This is a genomic window from Vagococcus sp. WN80Y (assembly GCF_059621045.1).
In genome coordinates this window covers 1-19,266 of the sequence record NZ_JCAQHY010000004.1, presented here as the reverse complement: position 1 = coordinate 19,266, position 19,266 = coordinate 1, and the positions used below count along the sequence as shown (strand labels likewise).

Here is a 19,266-nt window from a genome sequence, read left to right as displayed (position 1 = left end):
CTCTGATTGGGTTTTGTCACTTTAATCATATCAAGGAACGCTATTTTTGTGTACCCTAAAACGCAAAAAAGGGGGGATAAAAGCAGATTAATTATCTACTTATGTCCCAACCTCTTTTTAAACTATTACAATTTTTAGTTATACTAAACAAAGCAACTAGCACTAAAATCAAAAGTTGATCGATACCTTTAGACTGTATCTACCGAATTATTTGAGCGACTCTTATCTGATCTCAAAAAGACTAGCTGCTTCTCACTTTTCTTTATTTGTTTAATTCAAGATAGCTTTCCCTTCAATGAAAACTTACAGCTTAATTAGTTTTAGCTAATTCTGAAATCGAATATATATCACGCTCATATTTATCAACATTTCTATAAAAATATAAATGACTCGATTCACCGATAATTTGAAAATTAGTAAAGGTAAGTGAGCCTCTTATATGTAGAATACCCTATAGACACGTTAACTTTCGAAAAATCTTTGAAAAGTAGAAACCCAAAATTGTGCGTGATAGTATCACGCATTTTATAACACTTTAATGCCTCTTCCACCACGTTATAAAACAACAATCTGTGTCATGCGTGAAATCATCATGCATCATCGTTTTTTCACAAACTAAATCCCTATTGCGACTATTCTACATGACCCATATTTGAGCCTACTCTCTTAATTATATCACTTATTCACTTGCTTTCGAGGTTTTTTACTGCCCTTTAAAAAACTACACAAATCAAGTCTATTCGCCTTCTTCTAATCTTAGAAATGCTGTTATAACAGCATTTATGATAAACACCACTTAAAAAGTGTGCAAAATCAATAAACAGGCTATCAAAAAAAAGTGGCTACGATAACGTCTCCACTCTACTTTTATCACTTATTCCCACTCTGTACCCACTTTTTCAACCTGTGCCTTATCGTAAATGGCCTTTGCCGTGACCAAATCCTGTGTTCCAATCCCGACTGTTTTAAAGATAATAATTTCTTTTTCATTTTCTCGTCCTTGACACTGCCCTAATAATACCTCACCTAAATCACCTGTAAAATCAGCTTCAGTAATGAGCCCATCCTTTAAGGGAATTAAAATATCCCCCGCCTCTGATAAGACTGCCACTTCAGAATCAAAATAAATCTTGCTTGCACGAGTCAAGGCAACCGGATCTAATTCTTGCATATGAGGTTGATAAGAGCCTACACAGCTAATTGTTGCCCCATCCTTTACAAGACTTCCATCAAAAACAGGTGTCGTAGACGAGGTCACAGTAATAATAAGATCTGCATCAATAATAGCCTCGGCTGAACTAGCAACCGCAATCAGTGACGTCTGATATTTTGATAGCTCTTGTGTCATCTCAGCCACAAATTCCTTTGTTTTTTGACTATCTTGACCATAAATACGAACCTCTTTCAGCCTTCTATCACAGATCATCGCCTCTAGTTGACACGCGGCTTAACTGCCAGTCCCGATCAACGCTCCTATCTCAGCTGTCTTCCTACCTAAAACATCAAATGCCGCACCAGACGCAGCCCTGTTCGAAGCTGAGTGACATATGTACCGTCTAGTAGCAATTCCATTAAACTAGTTTCACCATTTATCAGCATCACTTGAGCAGGAGCCGTCAGCAAGTTCTTTCAGTGGTTTTCAGGAAAAAATATTGATGACCTTTAAGGATGCCACTGCTAATTCCGAAGAATAAACTGGCATAAAAAGAAACGTTCCTCGCTCATTTGAGGTCGTAAAGGAACTTCACTCTTTCCTTCCACCTGTAATTCAAATGCTACCTTAACCGCCTTAATAACCTCTTGCATCGTAAAAATGGCTTTTGTATCCTTACGGGATAATAATAACATGGCTAGTTCTCCAACTATAAATTATGATCTATTTCTCTGATTTCACCATATAACTACTAAAAAAAGACAGTCTTTTTTATTCAATAGAAAGTGCATAAAACATATTTTTATTCATTTTATAAATATATATTGCATTTTTATTCAAATGGATGTATAGTATTAATTATCATAAAAAGCAAAGGAGCTCACCGACATGAAAAAAACAAGTCTACTAACTTTCGCCCTAACCGCTACATTGATTTTAAGTGCTTGTGGCAAAACAAATCAAACCGAAATGAAACAAGAGGTCGCCACAGTCCGCGAGTTTGGCGTTAGTTTAGATGCAGATATCTCAACTGTCGATCCAGCTCTTTCTCAAGATACTGTTAGTAACGAAGTCATTAATCAAGTGATGGAGGGGCTTTATCGTTTAGATCCTACTGGCAAACCAATCCCTGCTATCGCAAAAGAAGAAGCCACAATTAGTGATGACGGGTTAGTCTATACCTTTAATCTAAAAGATGATGCGACTTGGTCCGACGGAAGCCCAGTGACTGCGAATGACTTTGTCTACGCTTGGCAACGGGTAGCCGATCCCGCAACTGGCGCTAACTATGCCAACCTAATGTATGCCTTGAAAAATGGCGAAAGCATTAATTTAAATGGAGCTGATATCAAGACACTTGGGGCAAAAGCCCTAAATGACACGACCCTAGAAGTTACCTTAGAAACACCTATGCCATACTTCATTTCTTTACTAACTGGCACTACGTTCTTCCCTGTCAAGGAAGAATTCGTCAAAGAACAGGGAGATAATTTTGCTACTAACAGTGAAACTATGCTCTATAACGGACCTTTCACCCTAAGTGACTGGGATGGCACAAGTTCTCAATGGACCTATCAAAAAAATAAAGACTATTGGGATGCAGAACAGGTAAACTTAGATATTATAAACAATCAAGTGATCAAAGAAATTCATACAGGCTTTAACTTATATCAAAATCAAGAACTAGATAAAATCAATCTAACAGGAGAATTTGCTAAGCAAAATGCAGATAGCCCTGAATTCGTTTCTACCTTAGCTGCTCGTTCAACTTATCTTGAAATTGATCACGCCAATAACCCGGCCTTAAAAAATCAACAAGTTAGAGAAGCTTTAGCCTTAGTCATTAATAGCGATCAAGTCGCTGATAATATTATTCAAGATAGCTCCAAAGCCATTCACGGTCTCGTTACCACTAATTTAATGGACAATCCTAAAACTGGGACAGACTTCCGTAAAGAGGCAGGTGAGTATTTAACTTACGATACAAAAAAAGCCAGTGAGCTCTGGCAAACAGCTAAAAAAGAGCTTAATATTGACACATTGTCACTAGAATTAGTCATGGATGATGACGATACAACAAAAAAGGTTGCTGAGGCACTACAGGCCGAAATTGAGGAAAACTTAGACGGTATCAAACTTTCTTTAAAGAGAGTTCCTAAAAAAATGAGAGTTGAGCTGGGAGACGCTGGCAAATTCGATTTACTTCTGTCTGGCTGGGGAGCAGATAAATTAGACGCCACCGCTTTTCTAGATTTATTCACAACTGACTCAAGCTTTAATAGCGGCAGTTATAGCAATCCAGACTACGATAAACTGATGAATCAAGTTCATAAGGAATGGAATAATGAGCCCCAAAAACGTTACGAAGGTATGATTGCTGCTGAGAAAATTCTTCTTGAAGATGTTGGTATTATTCCATTGTATCAAAAATCAAATGCCTCATTAATTAACCCAAAAGTCAAAGGTCTAGTTACTTATCCTGTCGGCTCAGTCAATTACAAATATGTCACTATTGAAAAGGAGTAATCACATGATTCACTTAACTGATAAACAAAAAGCGGACTGTCTCGATACCGCTAAAGCGCTAATCGCCTTCCCATCGGTCTGTGATGTAGCAAAACCACAGATGCCTTTCGGTCAAACTATTCATGACTGCTTAACATTTGCCCTTAACTATTGCGAGTCATTAGGCCTTACCACTTACTTAGATCCTGCTGGCTATTATGGTTACGCTGATTACGGAGAAGGAGAAGAGTTAATCGGTATTATCGGTCACTTAGATGTTGTGCCGGAAGGCGATCGTAGTTTATGGCTCACAGACCCTTTTATAGGTGTTGTAAAAGCAGACAAGCTCTATGGTCGTGGCTCAGGTGACGATAAGGGGCCAACCGCCGCTTCACTTCATGGCTTAAAAGCAGTCATAGATTCTGGTATTCCCTTTAATAAACGCGTTCGTTACATCTTTAGTACAGATGAAGAAAGTATGTTCCGTTGTTTAAAGGCCTACCGTAAACAGGAAGAAATCCCGACTGCAACGCTCGTCCCTGATGGTCGTTTCCCCTTTACTTACGGGGAAAAGGGCTTAGTTAATATCAAACTTCATGGCCCCGGAAGTGCTGATTTTCAAATGACAGGTGGCGACGCCTTTAATGTAGTGCCCAGTAAAGCACACTACCAAGGCTCAGCTGCGACTGAATTATTGGCACAATTAATGAGCAATCAGCAAGAGGTCGAGCTGACGGCCGACAATAGTTTGACAGTCACAGGTCAAGCCGTTCACGCCAGTGTGAATCACTTAGGCAATAATGCAATCAGCCAATTAGCCGTTGCCCTTGATCATTTTTGTGATCATCCATTAATCCACTTTATCGTAAATGAAGTTGGACTAGATCCACACGCCACCGCTCTCCTTGGTGAAATAGAAGATGACCTCTCTGGAAAAGTTGCCTTCAATCTAGGAAAGTTGGAAATAGATGCCTCTGATAGTCAGCTTTGGCTGGATATTCGTTACCCGTTAGTAGCAGACTATGCTGACATTCGACAAAAAATCGAAACGGTTAGTGCTCAATACGGTTTAAGCTTTGAGGAGTATGACCAATGGGATGGTGCATTAGTCCCATTAGAGACCCCTTTTCTGCAAACCGTCTTAGCAACTTACCAAGAACTGACCAAAGACCTAACACCGCCAGGAATCACGACAGGCGCTACCTTGGCTCGTACTCTACCGAACGCAATTGCCTTTGGTACAAAAAATTCTCAAAGTACGAATAGCACCGCCCATCAAGCAAATGAATATGTCGAAATTGATGACCTTTACAATGGCATGGCAATTTATGCGGCCGTTCTAGAAAAATTAGTAACAAGTACAACCTCACTCTTAAGCTAACAAGTAAAAAATGAAACATCAAATCGGTTGACTTCGAGCGCCATGTAACCTTCGTACTAGTCTCACCTAAATACAATAAAAACTACCCACCACCTTCAAAAGGTAGCGGGTAATTTTTATACTTTGGTATACTTCTACTGTAACCATGGATTTAGCTATTATGCTTCTTCCTTTTTTCAAACACGTTTAAACTCATTTAGGGGCCATCACATAGTGTCGAAACAGCTCATTCAACTCAGCATAACTTAATTTATTCCCAGAATCAATCGTTTCAACTACTTCCTCAAAATAGTTTATTTTCGTTGTGATAAACGTGTTTAAAATATCCGAACGTGGCTCCCAATCTAGCTCATCTCCTGCTAATTTTCGTTCTAACAATGAATTAACTTCACTGACAACTTCTTCTGGAATAGTCGATTGTTTCAATAGCTCTGAAAATAGAATAGGTGGCTCCGTGCCATAAGTTTCAATAAACATGCACGCAAAAATGGGCCGTAGCACGTAGAAATACTTCTTAATTTTAACTCGTTCTTGTTTAAGATAATCGCGATAGTTTCCACTAGCCATGTGTAAATAATGATAAATGAGTCCTCTCAAAGAAATATGACTCCTGACTAGCTGCAATAAGTCATCTGCCAATTCTCCTTCTTTTTGATAAACGATTGGAGAAACAAGCCATTCAATCAGACTCGGATTACTCTTTCTCAGTAACAGTAACGTCTTATTCAAATCCCAGCCACTCACGTCTAGTAGCTCGCTAATAGGATACTCAATTACATCTCGTCGGTCTTCTATGGATAAATACCACTCTGGTTTTCGCGTATAGATGAAACGTACATCGTAGTCACTATCTTTTGAGGGAAACCCCCATGCACGGCTACCTGACTCAACAGCATACCAAATTTTCACCTCTTCTTCGACTTCTATTCGTTTTATTTCAGCTACTATTTTTTCATTCATTGTCATCCGCTTACCACCTTTCATCCAAATGCTCAGCATAATAGCTAATTGCCCGCTGATACATGGAAATTGATTCTATATCGCTTTTACTAATCACGTTTAGTAAAAGACTAGTCGCTGCTTGGTAATCTGCCAAGTTGTAAAGGGTCATTCCCAAAAAAACATCATAAACAACCATATCTGGAAATAATTGCTTTGCCTTTAAAAATAACGCCTTTGATTGTTCATACGCACCAATTGTGCGATACGTACTACCTAGCCCCAAATACGCTTCCTTCAATTCTACTTCAGGTAACGTCCCTAAAGCAATGGCTTTTTCATAAAAAGGGACTGCCTCTTGTTCAAGGCCTGCCACATCATGACTCCAAGCACATTGATAATTAAGTTCCGCTGACTTCGGTTCCTTAACAACTAACTTCAGCAACTCCCTAGAAGAACTCAAAGCGTCACCGGCCTCTCTTAGCCTAATGGCCTCTTCTAACCTCATCTCGTTTCACTCCTTTTTTAAACACGTTTAAAAAACTTTTTTCCCTAAGACTTTAATGATGCACATTAATTTCGGTTCACAATGTCACTTCATCAATACACGTTTTAAGAAGGTATATCTTTAAAAAAGGCCAGAACTAATTTCCTTGCCTCTTGATGATCGACAATTGGTGCGGGATAGTCTTCACCTATTCTCACTCCTAGCTCTAATTGTAGTTCTAACGGCATCAAATGGGGTGCATGAATCCACTCATTAGGAACACTCGCCAAACTCGGTAAATAAGTACGAATAAATAGTCCTTCTGGATCAAATTTCTGACTTTGAGAAGTTGGATTAAACACTCTAAAATAAGGAGCCGCATCCGTTCCAGTTGAAGCGGCCCACTGCCAACCACCAATATTGCTAGCTGGATCGTAATCAATTAATTGCTTAGCAAAGTAAGCTTCTCCTAGACGCCAATCGACTAATAAATCTTTTGTTAAAAAGGAGGCCGTTAGCATGCGTAAACGATTGTGCATCCAGCCAGTTTGATTCAATTGCTTCATAGCAGCGTCAATAATCGGGTAACCAGTACGACCTTGAGCCCACAATTCAACCAACTCAGGATCTTGGCGCCAAGAAAGCTGTCGGTATTTTTCCTGTAGTTCACAGGTACTCTGCTGCGGATTGTAAGCATATATCATGTGATAAAAATCTCGCCAAGCTAGTTCTTTCATAAACGTTTGTTGGCCATCGCTCTCTTCACTACTAGTAACTGCTTGCCAGACTTTACGAATAGATAGCTCCCCAGTCCGCAGATAAGAGGATAGTCCACTTGTTCCATTGACAGCAGGTACATCACGCAATCGCTCATAATCTATTAACCGATTAAGGACAAAATCATTCAATCGTTTTTCCGCTTCCTTTTCACCAACGCTCTCACTAAAATCCGTTTTCAACTCATTAATCAAATGAACCATCTGCTGATTTCCTTCCTTAAAGGTACCTCTCTCATCGACAACACGACCATTGACGCCTTTAAAGTCTTTGAAGGAAGCTTTTGGCAGTTGACGCCACTTTCGGTAATAGGGAGTAAAAACTTTGTAATACGAGCCGTCGTTTTTTTTTATTGTATTGGCCCCATGTAAATGACTGTCCTCTGAATTGATTGTCTCAATCCCCATAGAATCAAAGTAGCTTATCAGCTCACGATCACGATCAGCTCCAAACCCACGTTGATCTTCGTTAAAATAGATTCTAACCCAATCAGGATAACGCTTCTTTAACTCATGAAAGGAATCTACAGGAGCACCATACACAAAATGAAGTGGAAGTCCCTGTTTTTGCGCGGATTGAGTGAAATGGGCTAAAGCAGTAAAAAAATACTCGTGATTTTTAGTCCCTCTTTTAAATTGCTCTGGATTAAGTTGAAATAAACAAAATAATTGCTCGTCTGCTTTCAACTCCGATATAGCTCTAATTAGCGCAGTATTATCTTCTAAGCGTAAATCTTTGCGAAACCACATTATCACCGTTTTAATAGTCGCCACTCCTCGCAGAATTGTTATCACTATTTTACCAAACTATCGCCTATTCCTATAATGAACTGATTGTAAAAAAGAACTCTAAACACGCTTCTTGCGAATTTAGAGTTCCTTTTATGCTACTTTTAATTGACTTTTTTGATAGATACTAAGACATTTTCTCGCTAATGGTCCAACGACTAACCATTGTAACGGCAGTGCCATAATAACGTTATTGCGAACAACAATCAGATAATTCATCAAGATATTACCTGAAAAATTTCCTTCTGTTACTAAGCCAAATACTGACATAAATAAAACCATACCACCTACCATACAGCCTGATATCGCCAAAATAACTTGCAATCTACTCTCTTTATTGATTGGCAATTTAAAGGCCACTTTTTTTGCTACAGGTGCCACCACAATCACATCTAATAACAGCGCAACAATAAATCCTGGGAAAAATCCTAAAGCGACAGATTTCACTAACCCTAAACTAAATCCTTCTACTAATGCTATATTGTAAATCGTCATTCCTAGCACCATCATACTACACATCACAACCGTAAAGAAAATACCTTCTTTTTTATTTGTCGGCATTACATCCACTCCATTCCACTCTTTTATTGACACAATGATTATCGTAGCATAAAAAAAAAATCTTCGTAAGTGTTTTTTTCAGAAATTATCCTATTATTTTTCCAAATAAAAAAAAAGTGAGGCAAACGTAAAAATCCGTTTGCCTCAGCCTCTTCATTCATTGATTATCCCTTACTTTTTAAGTCTAACATGCTCAATAAAGCGATATAATTCATCTACTTGCTCAATCTGATGATTACACTTTTCACTATCATAACAAATATAATTCCCATGATTTAAGTAGGTTCCATCGCCACCACTTTTGACCTTTGACATAAACAAGGTCACATCTGAGCTTTTATGACAAATCGCACAGATTCCTTTTTTAACAGTGGCAGAAATAACCCCCTCAACACCTACAAGCTGATTATCTGCATATAGAATCACATACTTGCGTTGTTGACCAACATTATTCCACCCATAAAAGGTGTAGTTTCGCAAATCTAGTTCTTCCCACTTAGGGTATTGAAGTTTCTTCGTTTTAGCAAACGTCTTCTTCAATCGTGGATCTGTCGGTGCTTCAAAAGGGATTACATAGTTCTTAATTCCAGTTAAATAGGTATCAACTTCTTTTTTTGATTTCTGAATAGCTGTAATAGTCATTATGATAGCTTTCTCTTCTGGTTGACACTCAAAAAAGACATTCTCTATTTTTTCAATGACTAGGCCTCTCATTGTTGCGATAGTCGCAGAGTCATTGACTTGTTGATTCGTTTGTAATAAAACCATTGCTTGGCTCTCTAAAAAATTGTATTGAAAGGGTTGAATAAATTCGTTCATGACTGTTTCCTCCTCTAGTTTAAAGCTGCTAAACTGATGTCAGGAATGTTATTCTCACTACTGACACGTGTGAGAGTGTACAGAGCCATGCATTTTATTAATGTGCATTGCGATGATCACCACCTTACACACATTATACGACTCACATCTTTTCAGGTCAATTTTCTGATAAAAAAGATGAATCGAACTCTTTTAAGCACTATCTTTTGTTCATTCTAAAATAGTTTTAGTACTCTTACCTTCTTCCCTCTTTTTAGTCCCTATTTCGATTTTCCTACCTATCTTAGATTAACACTTGACGTTCACTCCAAGTCAATAAGAAAGTAATCATAATAAAAAAGACCACTCGGCTATGCTCTAGCCAGAGTGATCTTTTGCTCTTACTTAGTAATGGAATTCAACAGGCTCACTATCAAAAATAGTTGTTAAGACACGATTTACTTGCTTGAATAACTCCACTTTATCCGCATAATTATCTGCCAAAGACAGCGTATCTGTTGCACTAGAATAAGTTAAATGGTTATAGTCTTCGATCAATTTTACTTCCTTACCCGCTTTTTGGTACAGCATATACTCATCAATCATCTCCACTTTGAACTCTTGGCTCCAACCTTCGTGAAGAACAATCGCCATAACTAAAGAGGAAACCCGCAACTCCTCAACTGCTAAAGTCTGTTGGTCCATTTCCATCGAATAAAGTAAACTCTCCACCGGCCCACAGGAATTACAGCCGCCGTGTGTTAAATCCATCGTACTTGTTAGTGTTGCTGTTTTCATCATATCACCTCTCAGCTTCCTTTTATCCTAATCCTCACTTAATAGTGTAAATCTATTACGCTAAGATAGCAAGTCAAAGCTTAAGGTGCCACTATGGGAACACAGATTTCACATAGATGTTCTGCAATAAGATGGCTACTATAACGCTCGACAACTGGTGCTTCGCGAAGTTGATAGCCTTTTTTTGTTAAAAATGGAAAAATAACCTGCCAAGCTTCCGTAATCGCTTCAGCAGTATGAGGGAGTCTAAAAACCCCATAGTTCCCTTCCAAAAAACGCCCTTCTTTAACAGATTCATCCAGTACCCTATTTTCTTCAATAATCAATGCAACATCGTATCGGCATAATTCTGATGATGTTTGCTGAGGATTATCTTGTGGAATCCCCAAAATAGTTCCTGTCTCAAGTAACCCTCGTCGTTTCGCCCATCCCTTCAGTTCTGCCATCACATGACCATTTTCAACTCCATATGGCCCGACAACTCGTTTATACGCCAGTCGATATGCTGGCATAGATTCAACTGTAAACTCCATCTGTATACCATCTCTCTCTTTTGTTTAGATTAAGTGTCGGCCGACAACTTGATTGTATCTGCTAGCTGTCACTAGATTAGCACGATTAAAAATGATTTTGCAAGACCTCTTTTAATTTTCTCAAAAAAATACTATAACCGTCTGTCACGTTGTTGGATACAATACTGTTTTGTTATCAGTACGACTAAGAAAAAATGATAGATCCAAGATAGCCAAAATAACCACTCAATAAGTTGCCCCCCTTCCAAAGATGATAAAGAAGCATGTGTAAACTCACTTACCCATTCTCTTATGAGGCCACCTCCACCTATTGCTACTAAGCTGTATAAAGCTGACTTTTTTTTAAACATCGTCAACTTTCCGCTTAAACTTCGAATCATTAATAGAATAGAACCACTTCCAATTAAAGCAACTAACCAACTGATAATTGCCACCTCCCTTTTGAATAGAGTAACAAAAAAGAACCCTTTGGAAGATAGTTTCTCCCAAAGAGTTCAATTTCTCACCTAAATGGTTATGAGGTGCCATTACGAATTTTTAAAATTTGAATAAACTGTTGATTTTCGCATCTTGTTTCCTTTAATACATTGGGATACTTATCCACAATTCGTTGATAACTAAACAGTCCCAATCCTCTGTTTTCTCCTTTTGTTGAATACCCCTCTTGCCAAATCTGTCGTAATAAAGGAACCTGTCTAACATTATTTTTCACTATAATAGAAACATCTTGTTCCTCCTGAGAAATAACCACCTTCACCTCTTTTGACAGACAATTAGTTAATTCCTCTGTCGCATTATCAAGCAGAATCCCAACACATCTCAATAAGTCACTAATCTCCATCTTGATAGACTTAACTGGATTCAAAATCTCCAAAGAACAACTAATATTCAATCTTTCCATTTCAACTAATTTTGTCAGCAATAACCCCTTAAGTTCGATTAATTCAACCTTGCTTAAATGAGTCGTCTGTTGAATAGTTTTTCCAATCTGAGCATCAAATTGAGTCACTGTTGATTCAAGGAAAGCTTTGATCCCATCCATGTCACCTGATTGAACCTGGAGAACCAGCCCCGAAAAAACATTCTTATAGTCATGACGCATTACTCGCATATCTTGCTGCATCTTTTCTAAGTTTTGAATATAATAAGTTTGTTGCAGAACAATACTTTCTTGAAGCTGACGTTGCCTTATTTGAAACAAAAGATAACTCGATACACCAATTAATAATGTTGAAACCACTAAATCAACTGACAGAATCAATGTCAGATAATAAAAAGATTGACCAAACTCTGATGATATTTGTTGCCTTGTCAAGCTATCAGTGAACTCACTAATGTAGAGCTGGCTATAAGCTATTGTCGCCAAATTCAAGATAATCACAATAACAGAGAGACCTTCAACCACTCGATTTGCAACTAACTGCTGTAAAAAATCAGACGGATTTTTATACTTAAAAGCACCAATAATTCCTAGCTGAACTAATAAAGTAGCAATTGGTGAAAGACTTAGAAAAATTATATTACTTGCCTCACCAACACTTAAATAATAACAAGCAATATCGGCTAAATAAGTACTGAAATAATACAATACCACTGCTAAGCTCCCGCTAATCAACAAAATAAACTGATCATCTCGATTGATTTTTCCAAAGTTAAAGATTCCCATAATCAGCATAATTGTTATCAAATTAAGCAAAAAAACAGTCAGACCTATACCGACTTGTGGTATTAGAAAAACACTTACATAAAATACAGCGCTAATTAAGGCAGTCCCTGCCATTTTTCTTCTTAGGCTAAGTTTTCGCTTCACCAATTTTTCAGTTGTCACAAGCAAAACATATTGTGAAACCATCGGAACAATCAGAATTATTGCGTAATAAACTAACAAAACAATCATAACAAAACTCCTTCTCTCTTTACTACTAACTTTTTAATAGCAATTGAACCTCTTTCTTTTTTGTACGAGCTACTTCGCAAGTCAAATTCCCTTGTAAACGTAACAGATTCTCTTTTATGTTAAAAGAATCAATCTGATTTCGATTGACTAAAAATGAACGATGAACCCGAACAAAAGGATCTCCTAACTCCTTTTCAACCTCTGCTAGACTAGAAAAAAACTCTAAAGATTGAGTCGCAGTTTGAATAATCAATCGATGCTTTTGTGAAGAGGTTTCAACCATGATGATCTCTTCAACTGGCACATGACGAAGCTCATCAAATACTTTCACCGTATAATAACGACGATCATCCGTTTTATCTGCTTCAATTCTTTCAACAATACTATCTAAACAACGATGTAGACGTAAAAGAAACGTTTTTTCATCGTCTTTAACAATATAATCCATCGCTTCTACTCGGTAATGAAACGTTTCAAAGGCCAGTTCTTCATGAGTCGTCACATAAATAATGAATCCTCTTGGATCCTGCTTACGAATCTCCTTTCCAAGCGTAAAGCCATCATAAGCTTCATGTTGTAAATCGACATCTAAAAAATAGATACTTCGCCTATCATTTTTCAATACATCTCCCAACATCACTTCAGGATTCCCTGTTACCAGAGTGATTTCAAAATCATATTGCGAAATCATAATATATTTTTCTAGTTCAACTTTTAACAATTTTTGATAAAAGTAATTATCTTCGCAAATTTTAATTGGAACCATAAATGAACCGCTCCTTTATTTTCTTAAGTGAAATTAATTATACCCTGTTCAGTTAGTGCTCACAAGATTTTTTCTATTAATTACCATTCCGTCACTAACAAGTCATTGACTCTCATTTCAACTAATGATAAAATAAATTTCAATTAAAGATAAAAAGACTCTTTAATAACTTTATTCAAATTAGGAGAATCGAATGAAATACTCTAAAGCGACTAGCTACGCGCTTCATACAATGGTTTATTTATTACTCATGCCTAAAAATGATACCATTGGTGTCAATCAATTGGCGGAACTTCAGCATCTTTCACCAACCTACTTATCAAAAATCTTAGGTAAGCTTTCAAAAGGCGGATTAATTAATTCATCCCCTGGCGTTAGTGGCGGATATAGTATTGCAAAAAAGCCAGAAACTATTTCTTTTTTAGATGTGATTCAATTAATCGAAGGACAAGCCAATCTTTTTTACTGTTCCTCACATTCTGATGAGGATTGCTTGATCGAAGCAGTTATGGTAGATGCTGAACAACAAATGGCTAACCAGCTGGCAACAACTTATTTAATTGATATCGCTAAGCAAATGGAATCAAAAATGCCCCACCCGCCTCACGCCCCCCAAAAATAAATCATCAAAAGGAGAACTTATGACTCATCGCCACCACGATACCCATAATCACCAACAGCTTACTCACAAAATCGCTTATCTTGACAATCATCACCGAAAAATTGCTTTACCACCGGAAACTCTACTAGCAATGCTTCCTTTAAAAGAAACAGACACCCTTCTTGATTTAGGTGCCGGTACAGGATTTTTAACATTACCTGCCTCAAAAAAAGTTGGGACGACTTATGCCTTAGACTTGAGCCCTAAAATGTTAGAAATCATCTCAGAGCGAGCAAAAGATGAAGGTATAACCACAATTTCTCTACTAAATTCGAGCATTGAATCCATTCCTTTAGAGACTAATTCAGTCGACCACGTACTTGCTTCACTAGTTCTACATGAATTGACGGATCTTACACATGCTCTTAAAAGCATCTATGACGTCATAATCGAAGGCGGCCATCTCTTGTGCTTAGAATTAGAAAAAAATCCAGCTGATCAAACAGATTACCCTAGACTAACTCTAGAAGAATTAACCATAGCTTTACAAAAAGTAGGCTTTACTGTTGTAAAAAAAGAACGACCAACTGACTCATTGTATGTTATCATTGCGCAAAAATAAAAAGACCACAGGAAAGTTAGAACATCACGTTCTAATTTCCTTGTGATCTATATTGATTTCTACACCCCTTTTTTACCAATAAAGGGAACGAACTTTGCTGTTTTGTCGGCGTAATCCTTAAAATCTTGGCGATCCTTGTACTTTTTTTCTAACAAAGGAACTCCTGAGACAAATAAAAGTAAGAGCGTTATCACAAGCGGACCAATAATTCCCCAAAAATTGCGTCCCTCATTTAAAGTCACAAGATAAATTCCCCACCACAAACAAGCTTCACCAAAATAATTGGGATGACGAGTCGTTGCCCATAGCCCAGTTGTTAATAATTTGCCTTTGCTATTCGCTTGTTTCTTAAATTGAGTTAACTGGTAATCACCTATCACCTCATAAGCAAATCCAATCCCCCAGATCACTATCCCTAAGATATTCCACCACCCAAAGGCATGAGAGGTCCCTGTCATTACTAAAAGAACTGGCATTGACACGATCATAAGTAAAACACCTTGTAAAACAAAAACGTTTAAAAATGCTTTTAGCTTTGCATAATGTATTCCCCAGCGTTTGCGCATGTTGACATAACGATAGTCTTCGCCCTTGCCAATATTACGTTTGCCTAAATGAACGGCTAGACGAAGTCCCCAAATACTAACCAAAACCAAAGTGACTGTGCTAGCTATTGTATGCTCTGACATCACTAGATAACCTGTAAGTGCGACAATTACAAAACCAACCCCCCAAGCAATATCCACAATCGAATTATTTTTTAGGCTCTGCGCCCAGAAAAATAACCCTACAAAATAAATGGCCAAAACACCTGCAATTACAGCTATTGTCATTTTCTCCCCGCCTCCTCAGTAATTTCATACGCTACTGCGACTGAACCATCACCAGTGCTTAAAGCAACTGCTGTCGAAATCGGCATGACAAATGCTGGCTCTAATCCCATCTTGCCTGTCAGTTCAGTCTGCCATTTTTTTGCTCTAGTAGCATCACCAGCATAAACAATCCCATAACGTAGTAGTTGATTTTTTTTATGATAGGACATAATCTTTTTCATCATTTTTGATTCATTACCATCTAAATTTAGAGAAAAATTACTTAGCTTGCCTTCTCCTTCTACCAGACTAACTAATGGTTTTAACTTAATCTTTTGGGCGATGCGTCCAATTGTTTGAGGTACCCGACCAGACTGAATCATCGGCTCAAGATCATTCACACTAACTAATATCTCAATTTTTTTGCGCCACTTCTGAGCTTTTTTTATAATAGTAGAAACTTGTTGCCCCTCTTTAATCCACTGATTGATACGCATAACCAATAAGCCTTGAGCAGCAGAATTTAGCTGAGAATCAATCACTTCAACACGAGCCAACAATCGTTTATCAGCCAGCCGCTTCACACTTTGATACGTTCCACTTAGCTTTTCTGAAACTGTAACAACAATAATATCATCATAATGAGTCTCTAAGTAAGCAAATAAATTGTCAATCTGGCTCAGACTAGGCTGTGAAGAAGAACCACGCTCACTCCGCTCTTTCTGAAGTGAAAAGAAGTCACTATTTTGAATAGTTAACCGATCCAAATAACTAGATTCCCCCATCAATATCGTCATTGGTAGCACATGAATTTGTTGTGCCAATAAATAGTCAGCAGGTAAATCCGCAATCGAATCTGTCACCAATGCTATCCGATTTTTTTTAGCTTGGCTAATATTGTATTGTAATAGCATATCATCTGCCTTTTGCTGAAGGGGATTACCAAACTCTCGTAAAGCTGCCAATACTTTAGTTGGTTCATTAGAATGAATATGGATCCGTGCCTTATTACGACTCACCGCCACAACAGTTGAATCACCTAACCCTTTTAAGCTTTCCATAATCGCTTCCTTTGACGCCGTCACCGTCTCTAATAAAACTTCCGTACAATAGCGGTTGGCAGGTTTTTGATTCGTGACGTCATCTCCATGATGATGCCGTCTAATCTGAGTTATTTCCTCTGAAACACTAAATTGACTATGCTGATTGTTAAAAGCTTGGGTAAACCCTTCAATAAACAAGTAAAAACCCTTAGCACCTGAGTCAACCACTTGATTTTTTTGAAGAATCTTTAATTGCTCCGTTGTTCTTTCAAGAGTCATTTTAGCCACTGATAGTGCCTGAGTCAGCCGCGACTCTAGCGTCTCATCATGATTTTGACTGTGTAATGATTCTCCCCAGGAGCGAATCACAGTAATCATGGTTCCCTCCACAGGCGTCTCAATCGCTTGATAGGCATCCGTAATTGCTAATTGGGCACTTTTCACAAAATTAGTTACAAAATTACTATCACTAGCTGCTGCTAAATTAGCATATAATCCATTGAAATACTGAGCCATAATAATCCCTGAATTACCACGAGCGCCAACCAAAGAAGCATCAGCTAGTCTCTCAAAAACAGCCATTGTTGAGGAAAGCTGCTCCCCAGTCTCTTCTAGGATAGTTTGCATCAGTGTAGCCAAATTACTTCCCGTATCTCCGTCTGACACTGGAAAAACATTAATTGAATTCAATTCTTTCTTATGAGCAATAACTTGCCGTGCCCCCGACTGAACAGCAAATTTAAAGCGTTGATGCTCTTGCTCGATACCTATCTCTTGCATCTGTCTTACCTCCAATTAAAGTAATTTGCTGTTAGCACCGTTAAGCTTGATACTGTTGCCGTCACTGCAGTTCCCCAAACTAAATCAATCACAGTGATGATTACAGGCCAATTCTTCAAAGTAGCTAGATTAGTTAAATCATAGGTTGCATAGCATAATAAGCCTAAAAATCCTCCAGCTAAGCAAGCATAAGCCACACTTTCTTTAATCAAAGCTGGGTTAATGACAAAAAAGAGCATTCCAAACACGTAAAGAACATAAAAAATAACAGCTGGAGCTAATCGGACTTGCCCCATTACGTCTCCTAAATGCGTTTGATATAATTTTTTTGAAATAACCAGTAACCACAACATATCCAGTATTAAAAAATAACCTGCTGCAGTTAAAAATAATTTAATAAACTGACTCATTAATGATTCCTCCTAACAAATTACTTATCAGTTGATAAATGAATTTTATCATAAATTATGTACAGAAAATATTATTATGCTCAGAGAATAAGACCCATTCCCTGCCAAAACATTCATAATCTTATACATATGAATCAATTTCATAATTTCAATGCCTTGCGGCATAAGAGGTTGAATTAAACAAAAAAAGGAACCTCCCCATTTTTGATATAATGTAAGTGTAAGCAAACATAATCAAAAAGGAGTGTTCCTCTATGACTATTATACACCAACCGACGTTTTTAGACATTGAAATTTTATTAGAATTAGAACCGATTCAACGATATGGTGAACTATTCTCTCCATTACCGATTGAAAAAGTAGTAGCGTTGTTTGATAAAGACCATCGTGTTGGAAGACCTGTGACAGTTAACTATGAAGCGACGTTTAAAGCATTTGTCGTTCGTTATATTGAAGGGATTCCAACAATTAAAGCGTTGATTAAACGATTAAAAGAAGATTTAGTCTTTAAACTGAGTTTAGGATTTCTCTATTCAGAGCGTATTCCTTCGGAAGCGACCTTCTCACGCTTTGCACATAAACTCACGACACATCTACATATAATGGATAATTTGAATCACCTATTACTTACACAAATTGATGAGGTTAATGGGTTATTTTCTGAGCAGATAGCACTAGATGCAACTCACGTTATGGCTCATGACAAAGCCCATCTAGCTNGTCTGATTTATCTGTGGCTGTTCCATTACTAAGAAAACTTACTAAAATAGGTAGTCGACCTAATTTTATTATGATGGATAAAGGCTATGATGTCACAGGTATTTATAAAGAATGCCATCGATTATCAATCGAACCAATTATTGATTACAATCGACGTCGTGAAACATTAAGTGGAGAAATGGATAAGTATTTTCATCCGACTTGTCTCTTAGAACATCCTTATACTTATGATAGTGAGGACACCCGTTATAATGCCCTTAAATTCACTTGTCCAAAGGACAAATGTAAGCAATGTCCGTTAAAAAATGAAGGGATGTGCCAGAAAGTAATAAAAATTAAACAAAAAACAGATATCAGAAAATACTCAATTCCAGCTCGTGGTAGTAACAAATGGAAAAACCTTTACAAACTGAGAAGCTCGGTTGAACGAGTAAATGGGTATTTAAAATTATATTATCAATTAATGTCTGTCAGGTATAACGGCGGCAAAGCAGCAAAAACCCACTTGAGTATTATCCAGTTAGCTTATAATTCTGTCAGATTTGCGGTAGAAAGATTATCTCTCAAACTGAAATTAGTCGCTTAAAAAAAATCACATAACTAAAATCGGGAAAGTTTATTCTCAAATAAAATATTGATTATGAAATTGATTCATATATTTAACATTTCTACTTTTTAACGCATCATGTGCTTATTCACTTATCAATTTGAGATAACACAGTAAGTTGACTAAATCGAGTAGAGGTCCGAACGCATTTGTTCGCCCCCCTCTCACACTGGTACTATGTCAAGATAAAGGACAACTTAAATCGAGAGAGTCAGGTATTGTGCTTAGCTATTTCTAAATTCATGTTGAAATGATCCAAAAACTGAGCGAATCAAGAATGTTGGTGTT

At 37.5% G+C, this 19,266-nt stretch carries 21 protein-coding genes; 6 read left to right on the top strand and 15 right to left on the bottom strand.

Annotated features, from left to right (window positions below):
• Window positions 1-874 precede the first annotated feature (874 nt).
• Both AC5KOD_RS01485 and AC5KOD_RS01480 read right to left on the bottom strand, forming a co-directional pair.
• Window positions 875-1,426: an ornithine cyclodeaminase family protein gene (locus tag AC5KOD_RS01485; protein ID WP_496912778.1), complete on the bottom strand. Its 552-nt coding sequence runs from the start codon at window positions 1,424-1,426 to the stop codon at window positions 875-877.
• A gap of 251 nt (window positions 1,427-1,677) precedes the next feature.
• Window positions 1,678-1,848 (bottom strand): hypothetical protein, encoded by a 171-nt coding sequence (locus AC5KOD_RS01480; protein WP_496912777.1) that lies wholly within the window; start codon window positions 1,846-1,848, stop codon window positions 1,678-1,680.
• Window positions 1,849-2,041: 193 nt separating this feature from the next.
• On the opposite strand from AC5KOD_RS01480, the gene AC5KOD_RS01475 reads away from it, so the two are divergent.
• Window positions 2,042-3,679, top strand: a complete 1,638-nt coding sequence (locus AC5KOD_RS01475; protein ID WP_496912776.1) for a peptide ABC transporter substrate-binding protein — start codon at window positions 2,042-2,044, stop codon at window positions 3,677-3,679.
• Window positions 3,680-3,683: 4 nt separating this feature from the next.
• Window positions 3,684-5,039 (top strand): Sapep family Mn(2+)-dependent dipeptidase, encoded by a 1,356-nt coding sequence (locus AC5KOD_RS01470; RefSeq protein ID WP_496912775.1) that lies wholly within the window; start codon window positions 3,684-3,686, stop codon window positions 5,037-5,039.
• 192 nt (window positions 5,040-5,231) lie between these two features.
• Here AC5KOD_RS01470 and AC5KOD_RS01465 read toward each other — a convergent pair whose 3' ends face one another.
• From AC5KOD_RS01465 to AC5KOD_RS01420, 10 genes are all read right to left on the bottom strand, one after another.
• Window positions 5,232-6,005, bottom strand: a complete 774-nt coding sequence (locus tag AC5KOD_RS01465; protein WP_496912774.1) for a nucleotidyltransferase domain-containing protein — start codon at window positions 6,003-6,005, stop codon at window positions 5,232-5,234.
• 4 nt (window positions 6,006-6,009) lie between these two features.
• On the bottom strand, window positions 6,010-6,486 hold the full coding sequence (locus AC5KOD_RS01460; protein WP_496912773.1) for a tetratricopeptide repeat protein: 477 nt from the start codon (window positions 6,484-6,486) through the stop codon (window positions 6,010-6,012).
• Window positions 6,487-6,590: 104 nt separating this feature from the next.
• Entirely contained in the window at window positions 6,591-8,006 is a 1,416-nt protein-coding gene (locus AC5KOD_RS01455; protein ID WP_496912779.1) for a cryptochrome/photolyase family protein, read from the bottom strand.
• Window positions 8,007-8,123: 117 nt separating this feature from the next.
• Window positions 8,124-8,591 carry a DUF2798 domain-containing protein gene (locus AC5KOD_RS01450; RefSeq protein ID WP_496912772.1) on the bottom strand — a complete coding sequence of 156 codons (468 nt, stop codon included), beginning with the start codon at window positions 8,589-8,591 and terminating at the stop codon, window positions 8,124-8,126.
• 171 nt (window positions 8,592-8,762) lie between these two features.
• Window positions 8,763-9,410, bottom strand: coding sequence for a FusB/FusC family EF-G-binding protein (locus AC5KOD_RS01445; RefSeq protein ID WP_496912771.1), 648 nt, complete (start codon window positions 9,408-9,410; stop codon window positions 8,763-8,765).
• Window positions 9,411-9,794: 384 nt separating this feature from the next.
• Window positions 9,795-10,187: a DUF4809 family protein gene (locus AC5KOD_RS01440; RefSeq protein WP_496912770.1), complete on the bottom strand. Its 393-nt coding sequence runs from the start codon at window positions 10,185-10,187 to the stop codon at window positions 9,795-9,797.
• A gap of 80 nt (window positions 10,188-10,267) precedes the next feature.
• Entirely contained in the window at window positions 10,268-10,720 is a 453-nt protein-coding gene (locus AC5KOD_RS01435) for an AraC family transcriptional regulator (RefSeq protein WP_496912769.1), read from the bottom strand.
• A 131-nt stretch (window positions 10,721-10,851) separates the two neighbouring features.
• A complete protein-coding gene (locus AC5KOD_RS01430; RefSeq protein ID WP_496912768.1) occupies window positions 10,852-11,154 on the bottom strand; it encodes a hypothetical protein in 303 nt (100 codons plus the stop codon).
• 80 nt (window positions 11,155-11,234) lie between these two features.
• Window positions 11,235-12,617 (bottom strand): sensor histidine kinase, encoded by a 1,383-nt coding sequence (locus AC5KOD_RS01425; RefSeq protein WP_496912767.1) that lies wholly within the window; start codon window positions 12,615-12,617, stop codon window positions 11,235-11,237.
• Window positions 12,618-12,642: 25 nt separating this feature from the next.
• Window positions 12,643-13,383: a LytR/AlgR family response regulator transcription factor gene (locus AC5KOD_RS01420; RefSeq protein WP_496912766.1), complete on the bottom strand. Its 741-nt coding sequence runs from the start codon at window positions 13,381-13,383 to the stop codon at window positions 12,643-12,645.
• 193 nt (window positions 13,384-13,576) lie between these two features.
• On the opposite strand from AC5KOD_RS01420, the gene AC5KOD_RS01415 reads away from it, so the two are divergent.
• Both AC5KOD_RS01415 and AC5KOD_RS01410 read left to right on the top strand, forming a co-directional pair.
• Window positions 13,577-14,005 (top strand): RrF2 family transcriptional regulator, encoded by a 429-nt coding sequence (locus tag AC5KOD_RS01415; RefSeq protein ID WP_496912765.1) that lies wholly within the window; start codon window positions 13,577-13,579, stop codon window positions 14,003-14,005.
• Between the two features lie 19 nt (window positions 14,006-14,024).
• Window positions 14,025-14,606, top strand: coding sequence for a class I SAM-dependent methyltransferase (locus tag AC5KOD_RS01410; RefSeq protein WP_496912764.1), 582 nt, complete (start codon window positions 14,025-14,027; stop codon window positions 14,604-14,606).
• A gap of 59 nt (window positions 14,607-14,665) precedes the next feature.
• On the opposite strand, the gene AC5KOD_RS01405 is transcribed toward AC5KOD_RS01410, so the two are convergent.
• The 3 genes from AC5KOD_RS01405 to AC5KOD_RS01395 are packed head-to-tail and all read right to left on the bottom strand — an operon-like array spanning window position 14,666 to window position 17,651.
• Window positions 14,666-15,439 (bottom strand): DUF1295 domain-containing protein, encoded by a 774-nt coding sequence (locus AC5KOD_RS01405; RefSeq protein ID WP_496912763.1) that lies wholly within the window; start codon window positions 15,437-15,439, stop codon window positions 14,666-14,668.
• The gene (locus tag AC5KOD_RS01400) at window positions 15,436-17,241 is read right to left on the bottom strand and encodes a DegV family protein (protein WP_496912762.1); all 1,806 of its coding nucleotides are present in this window, start codon (window positions 17,239-17,241) and stop codon (window positions 15,436-15,438) included. The genes AC5KOD_RS01405 and AC5KOD_RS01400 overlap by 4 nt, the downstream gene beginning before the upstream one ends.
• Before the next feature lie 5 nt (window positions 17,242-17,246).
• Entirely contained in the window at window positions 17,247-17,651 is a 405-nt protein-coding gene (locus tag AC5KOD_RS01395; protein ID WP_496912761.1) for a DUF2177 family protein, read from the bottom strand.
• 254 nt (window positions 17,652-17,905) lie between these two features.
• Between AC5KOD_RS01395 and AC5KOD_RS01390 the strand changes: the two genes are divergently transcribed.
• Together AC5KOD_RS01390 and AC5KOD_RS01385 are read left to right on the top strand one after the other, a co-directional pair.
• Complete coding sequence (locus AC5KOD_RS01390) at window positions 17,906-18,403, top strand: transposase (RefSeq protein WP_496912760.1); 498 nt, start codon at window positions 17,906-17,908, stop codon at window positions 18,401-18,403.
• Window positions 18,385-18,957 (top strand): transposase, encoded by a 573-nt coding sequence (locus tag AC5KOD_RS01385; protein ID WP_496912759.1) that lies wholly within the window; start codon window positions 18,385-18,387, stop codon window positions 18,955-18,957. The genes AC5KOD_RS01390 and AC5KOD_RS01385 overlap by 19 nt, the downstream gene beginning before the upstream one ends.
• The last annotated feature ends 309 nt before the right edge of the window (window positions 18,958-19,266 follow it).

What these genes read in the sequence shown, in the direction of transcription:
- AC5KOD_RS01425 (WP_496912767.1), bottom strand. Translation starts at nt 12,617, where the DNA reads ATGATTGTTTTGTTAGTTTATTACGCAATAATTCTGATTGTTCCGATG.
- AC5KOD_RS01410 (WP_496912764.1), top strand. Translation starts at nt 14,025, where the DNA reads ATGACTCATCGCCACCACGATACCCATAATCACCAACAGCTTACTCAC.
- AC5KOD_RS01440 (WP_496912770.1), bottom strand. Translation starts at nt 10,187, where the DNA reads ATGAAAACAGCAACACTAACAAGTACGATGGATTTAACACACGGCGGC.
- AC5KOD_RS01415 (WP_496912765.1), top strand. Translation starts at nt 13,577, where the DNA reads ATGAAATACTCTAAAGCGACTAGCTACGCGCTTCATACAATGGTTTAT.
- AC5KOD_RS01465 (WP_496912774.1), bottom strand. Translation starts at nt 6,005, where the DNA reads ATGACAATGAATGAAAAAATAGTAGCTGAAATAAAACGAATAGAAGTC.
- AC5KOD_RS01450 (WP_496912772.1), bottom strand. Translation starts at nt 8,591, where the DNA reads ATGCCGACAAATAAAAAAGAAGGTATTTTCTTTACGGTTGTGATGTGT.
- AC5KOD_RS01480 (WP_496912777.1), bottom strand. Translation starts at nt 1,848, where the DNA reads ATGTTATTATTATCCCGTAAGGATACAAAAGCCATTTTTACGATGCAA.
- AC5KOD_RS01485 (WP_496912778.1), bottom strand. Translation starts at nt 1,426, where the DNA reads ATGATCTGTGATAGAAGGCTGAAAGAGGTTCGTATTTATGGTCAAGAT.
- AC5KOD_RS01395 (WP_496912761.1), bottom strand. Translation starts at nt 17,651, where the DNA reads ATGAGTCAGTTTATTAAATTATTTTTAACTGCAGCAGGTTATTTTTTA.
- AC5KOD_RS01470 (WP_496912775.1), top strand. Translation starts at nt 3,684, where the DNA reads ATGATTCACTTAACTGATAAACAAAAAGCGGACTGTCTCGATACCGCT.
- AC5KOD_RS01475 (WP_496912776.1), top strand. Translation starts at nt 2,042, where the DNA reads ATGAAAAAAACAAGTCTACTAACTTTCGCCCTAACCGCTACATTGATT.
- AC5KOD_RS01400 (WP_496912762.1), bottom strand. Translation starts at nt 17,241, where the DNA reads ATGCAAGAGATAGGTATCGAGCAAGAGCATCAACGCTTTAAATTTGCT.
- AC5KOD_RS01405 (WP_496912763.1), bottom strand. Translation starts at nt 15,439, where the DNA reads ATGACAATAGCTGTAATTGCAGGTGTTTTGGCCATTTATTTTGTAGGG.
- AC5KOD_RS01460 (WP_496912773.1), bottom strand. Translation starts at nt 6,486, where the DNA reads ATGAGGTTAGAAGAGGCCATTAGGCTAAGAGAGGCCGGTGACGCTTTG.
- AC5KOD_RS01445 (WP_496912771.1), bottom strand. Translation starts at nt 9,410, where the DNA reads ATGAACGAATTTATTCAACCCTTTCAATACAATTTTTTAGAGAGCCAA.
- AC5KOD_RS01420 (WP_496912766.1), bottom strand. Translation starts at nt 13,383, where the DNA reads ATGGTTCCAATTAAAATTTGCGAAGATAATTACTTTTATCAAAAATTG.
- AC5KOD_RS01435 (WP_496912769.1), bottom strand. Translation starts at nt 10,720, where the DNA reads ATGGAGTTTACAGTTGAATCTATGCCAGCATATCGACTGGCGTATAAA.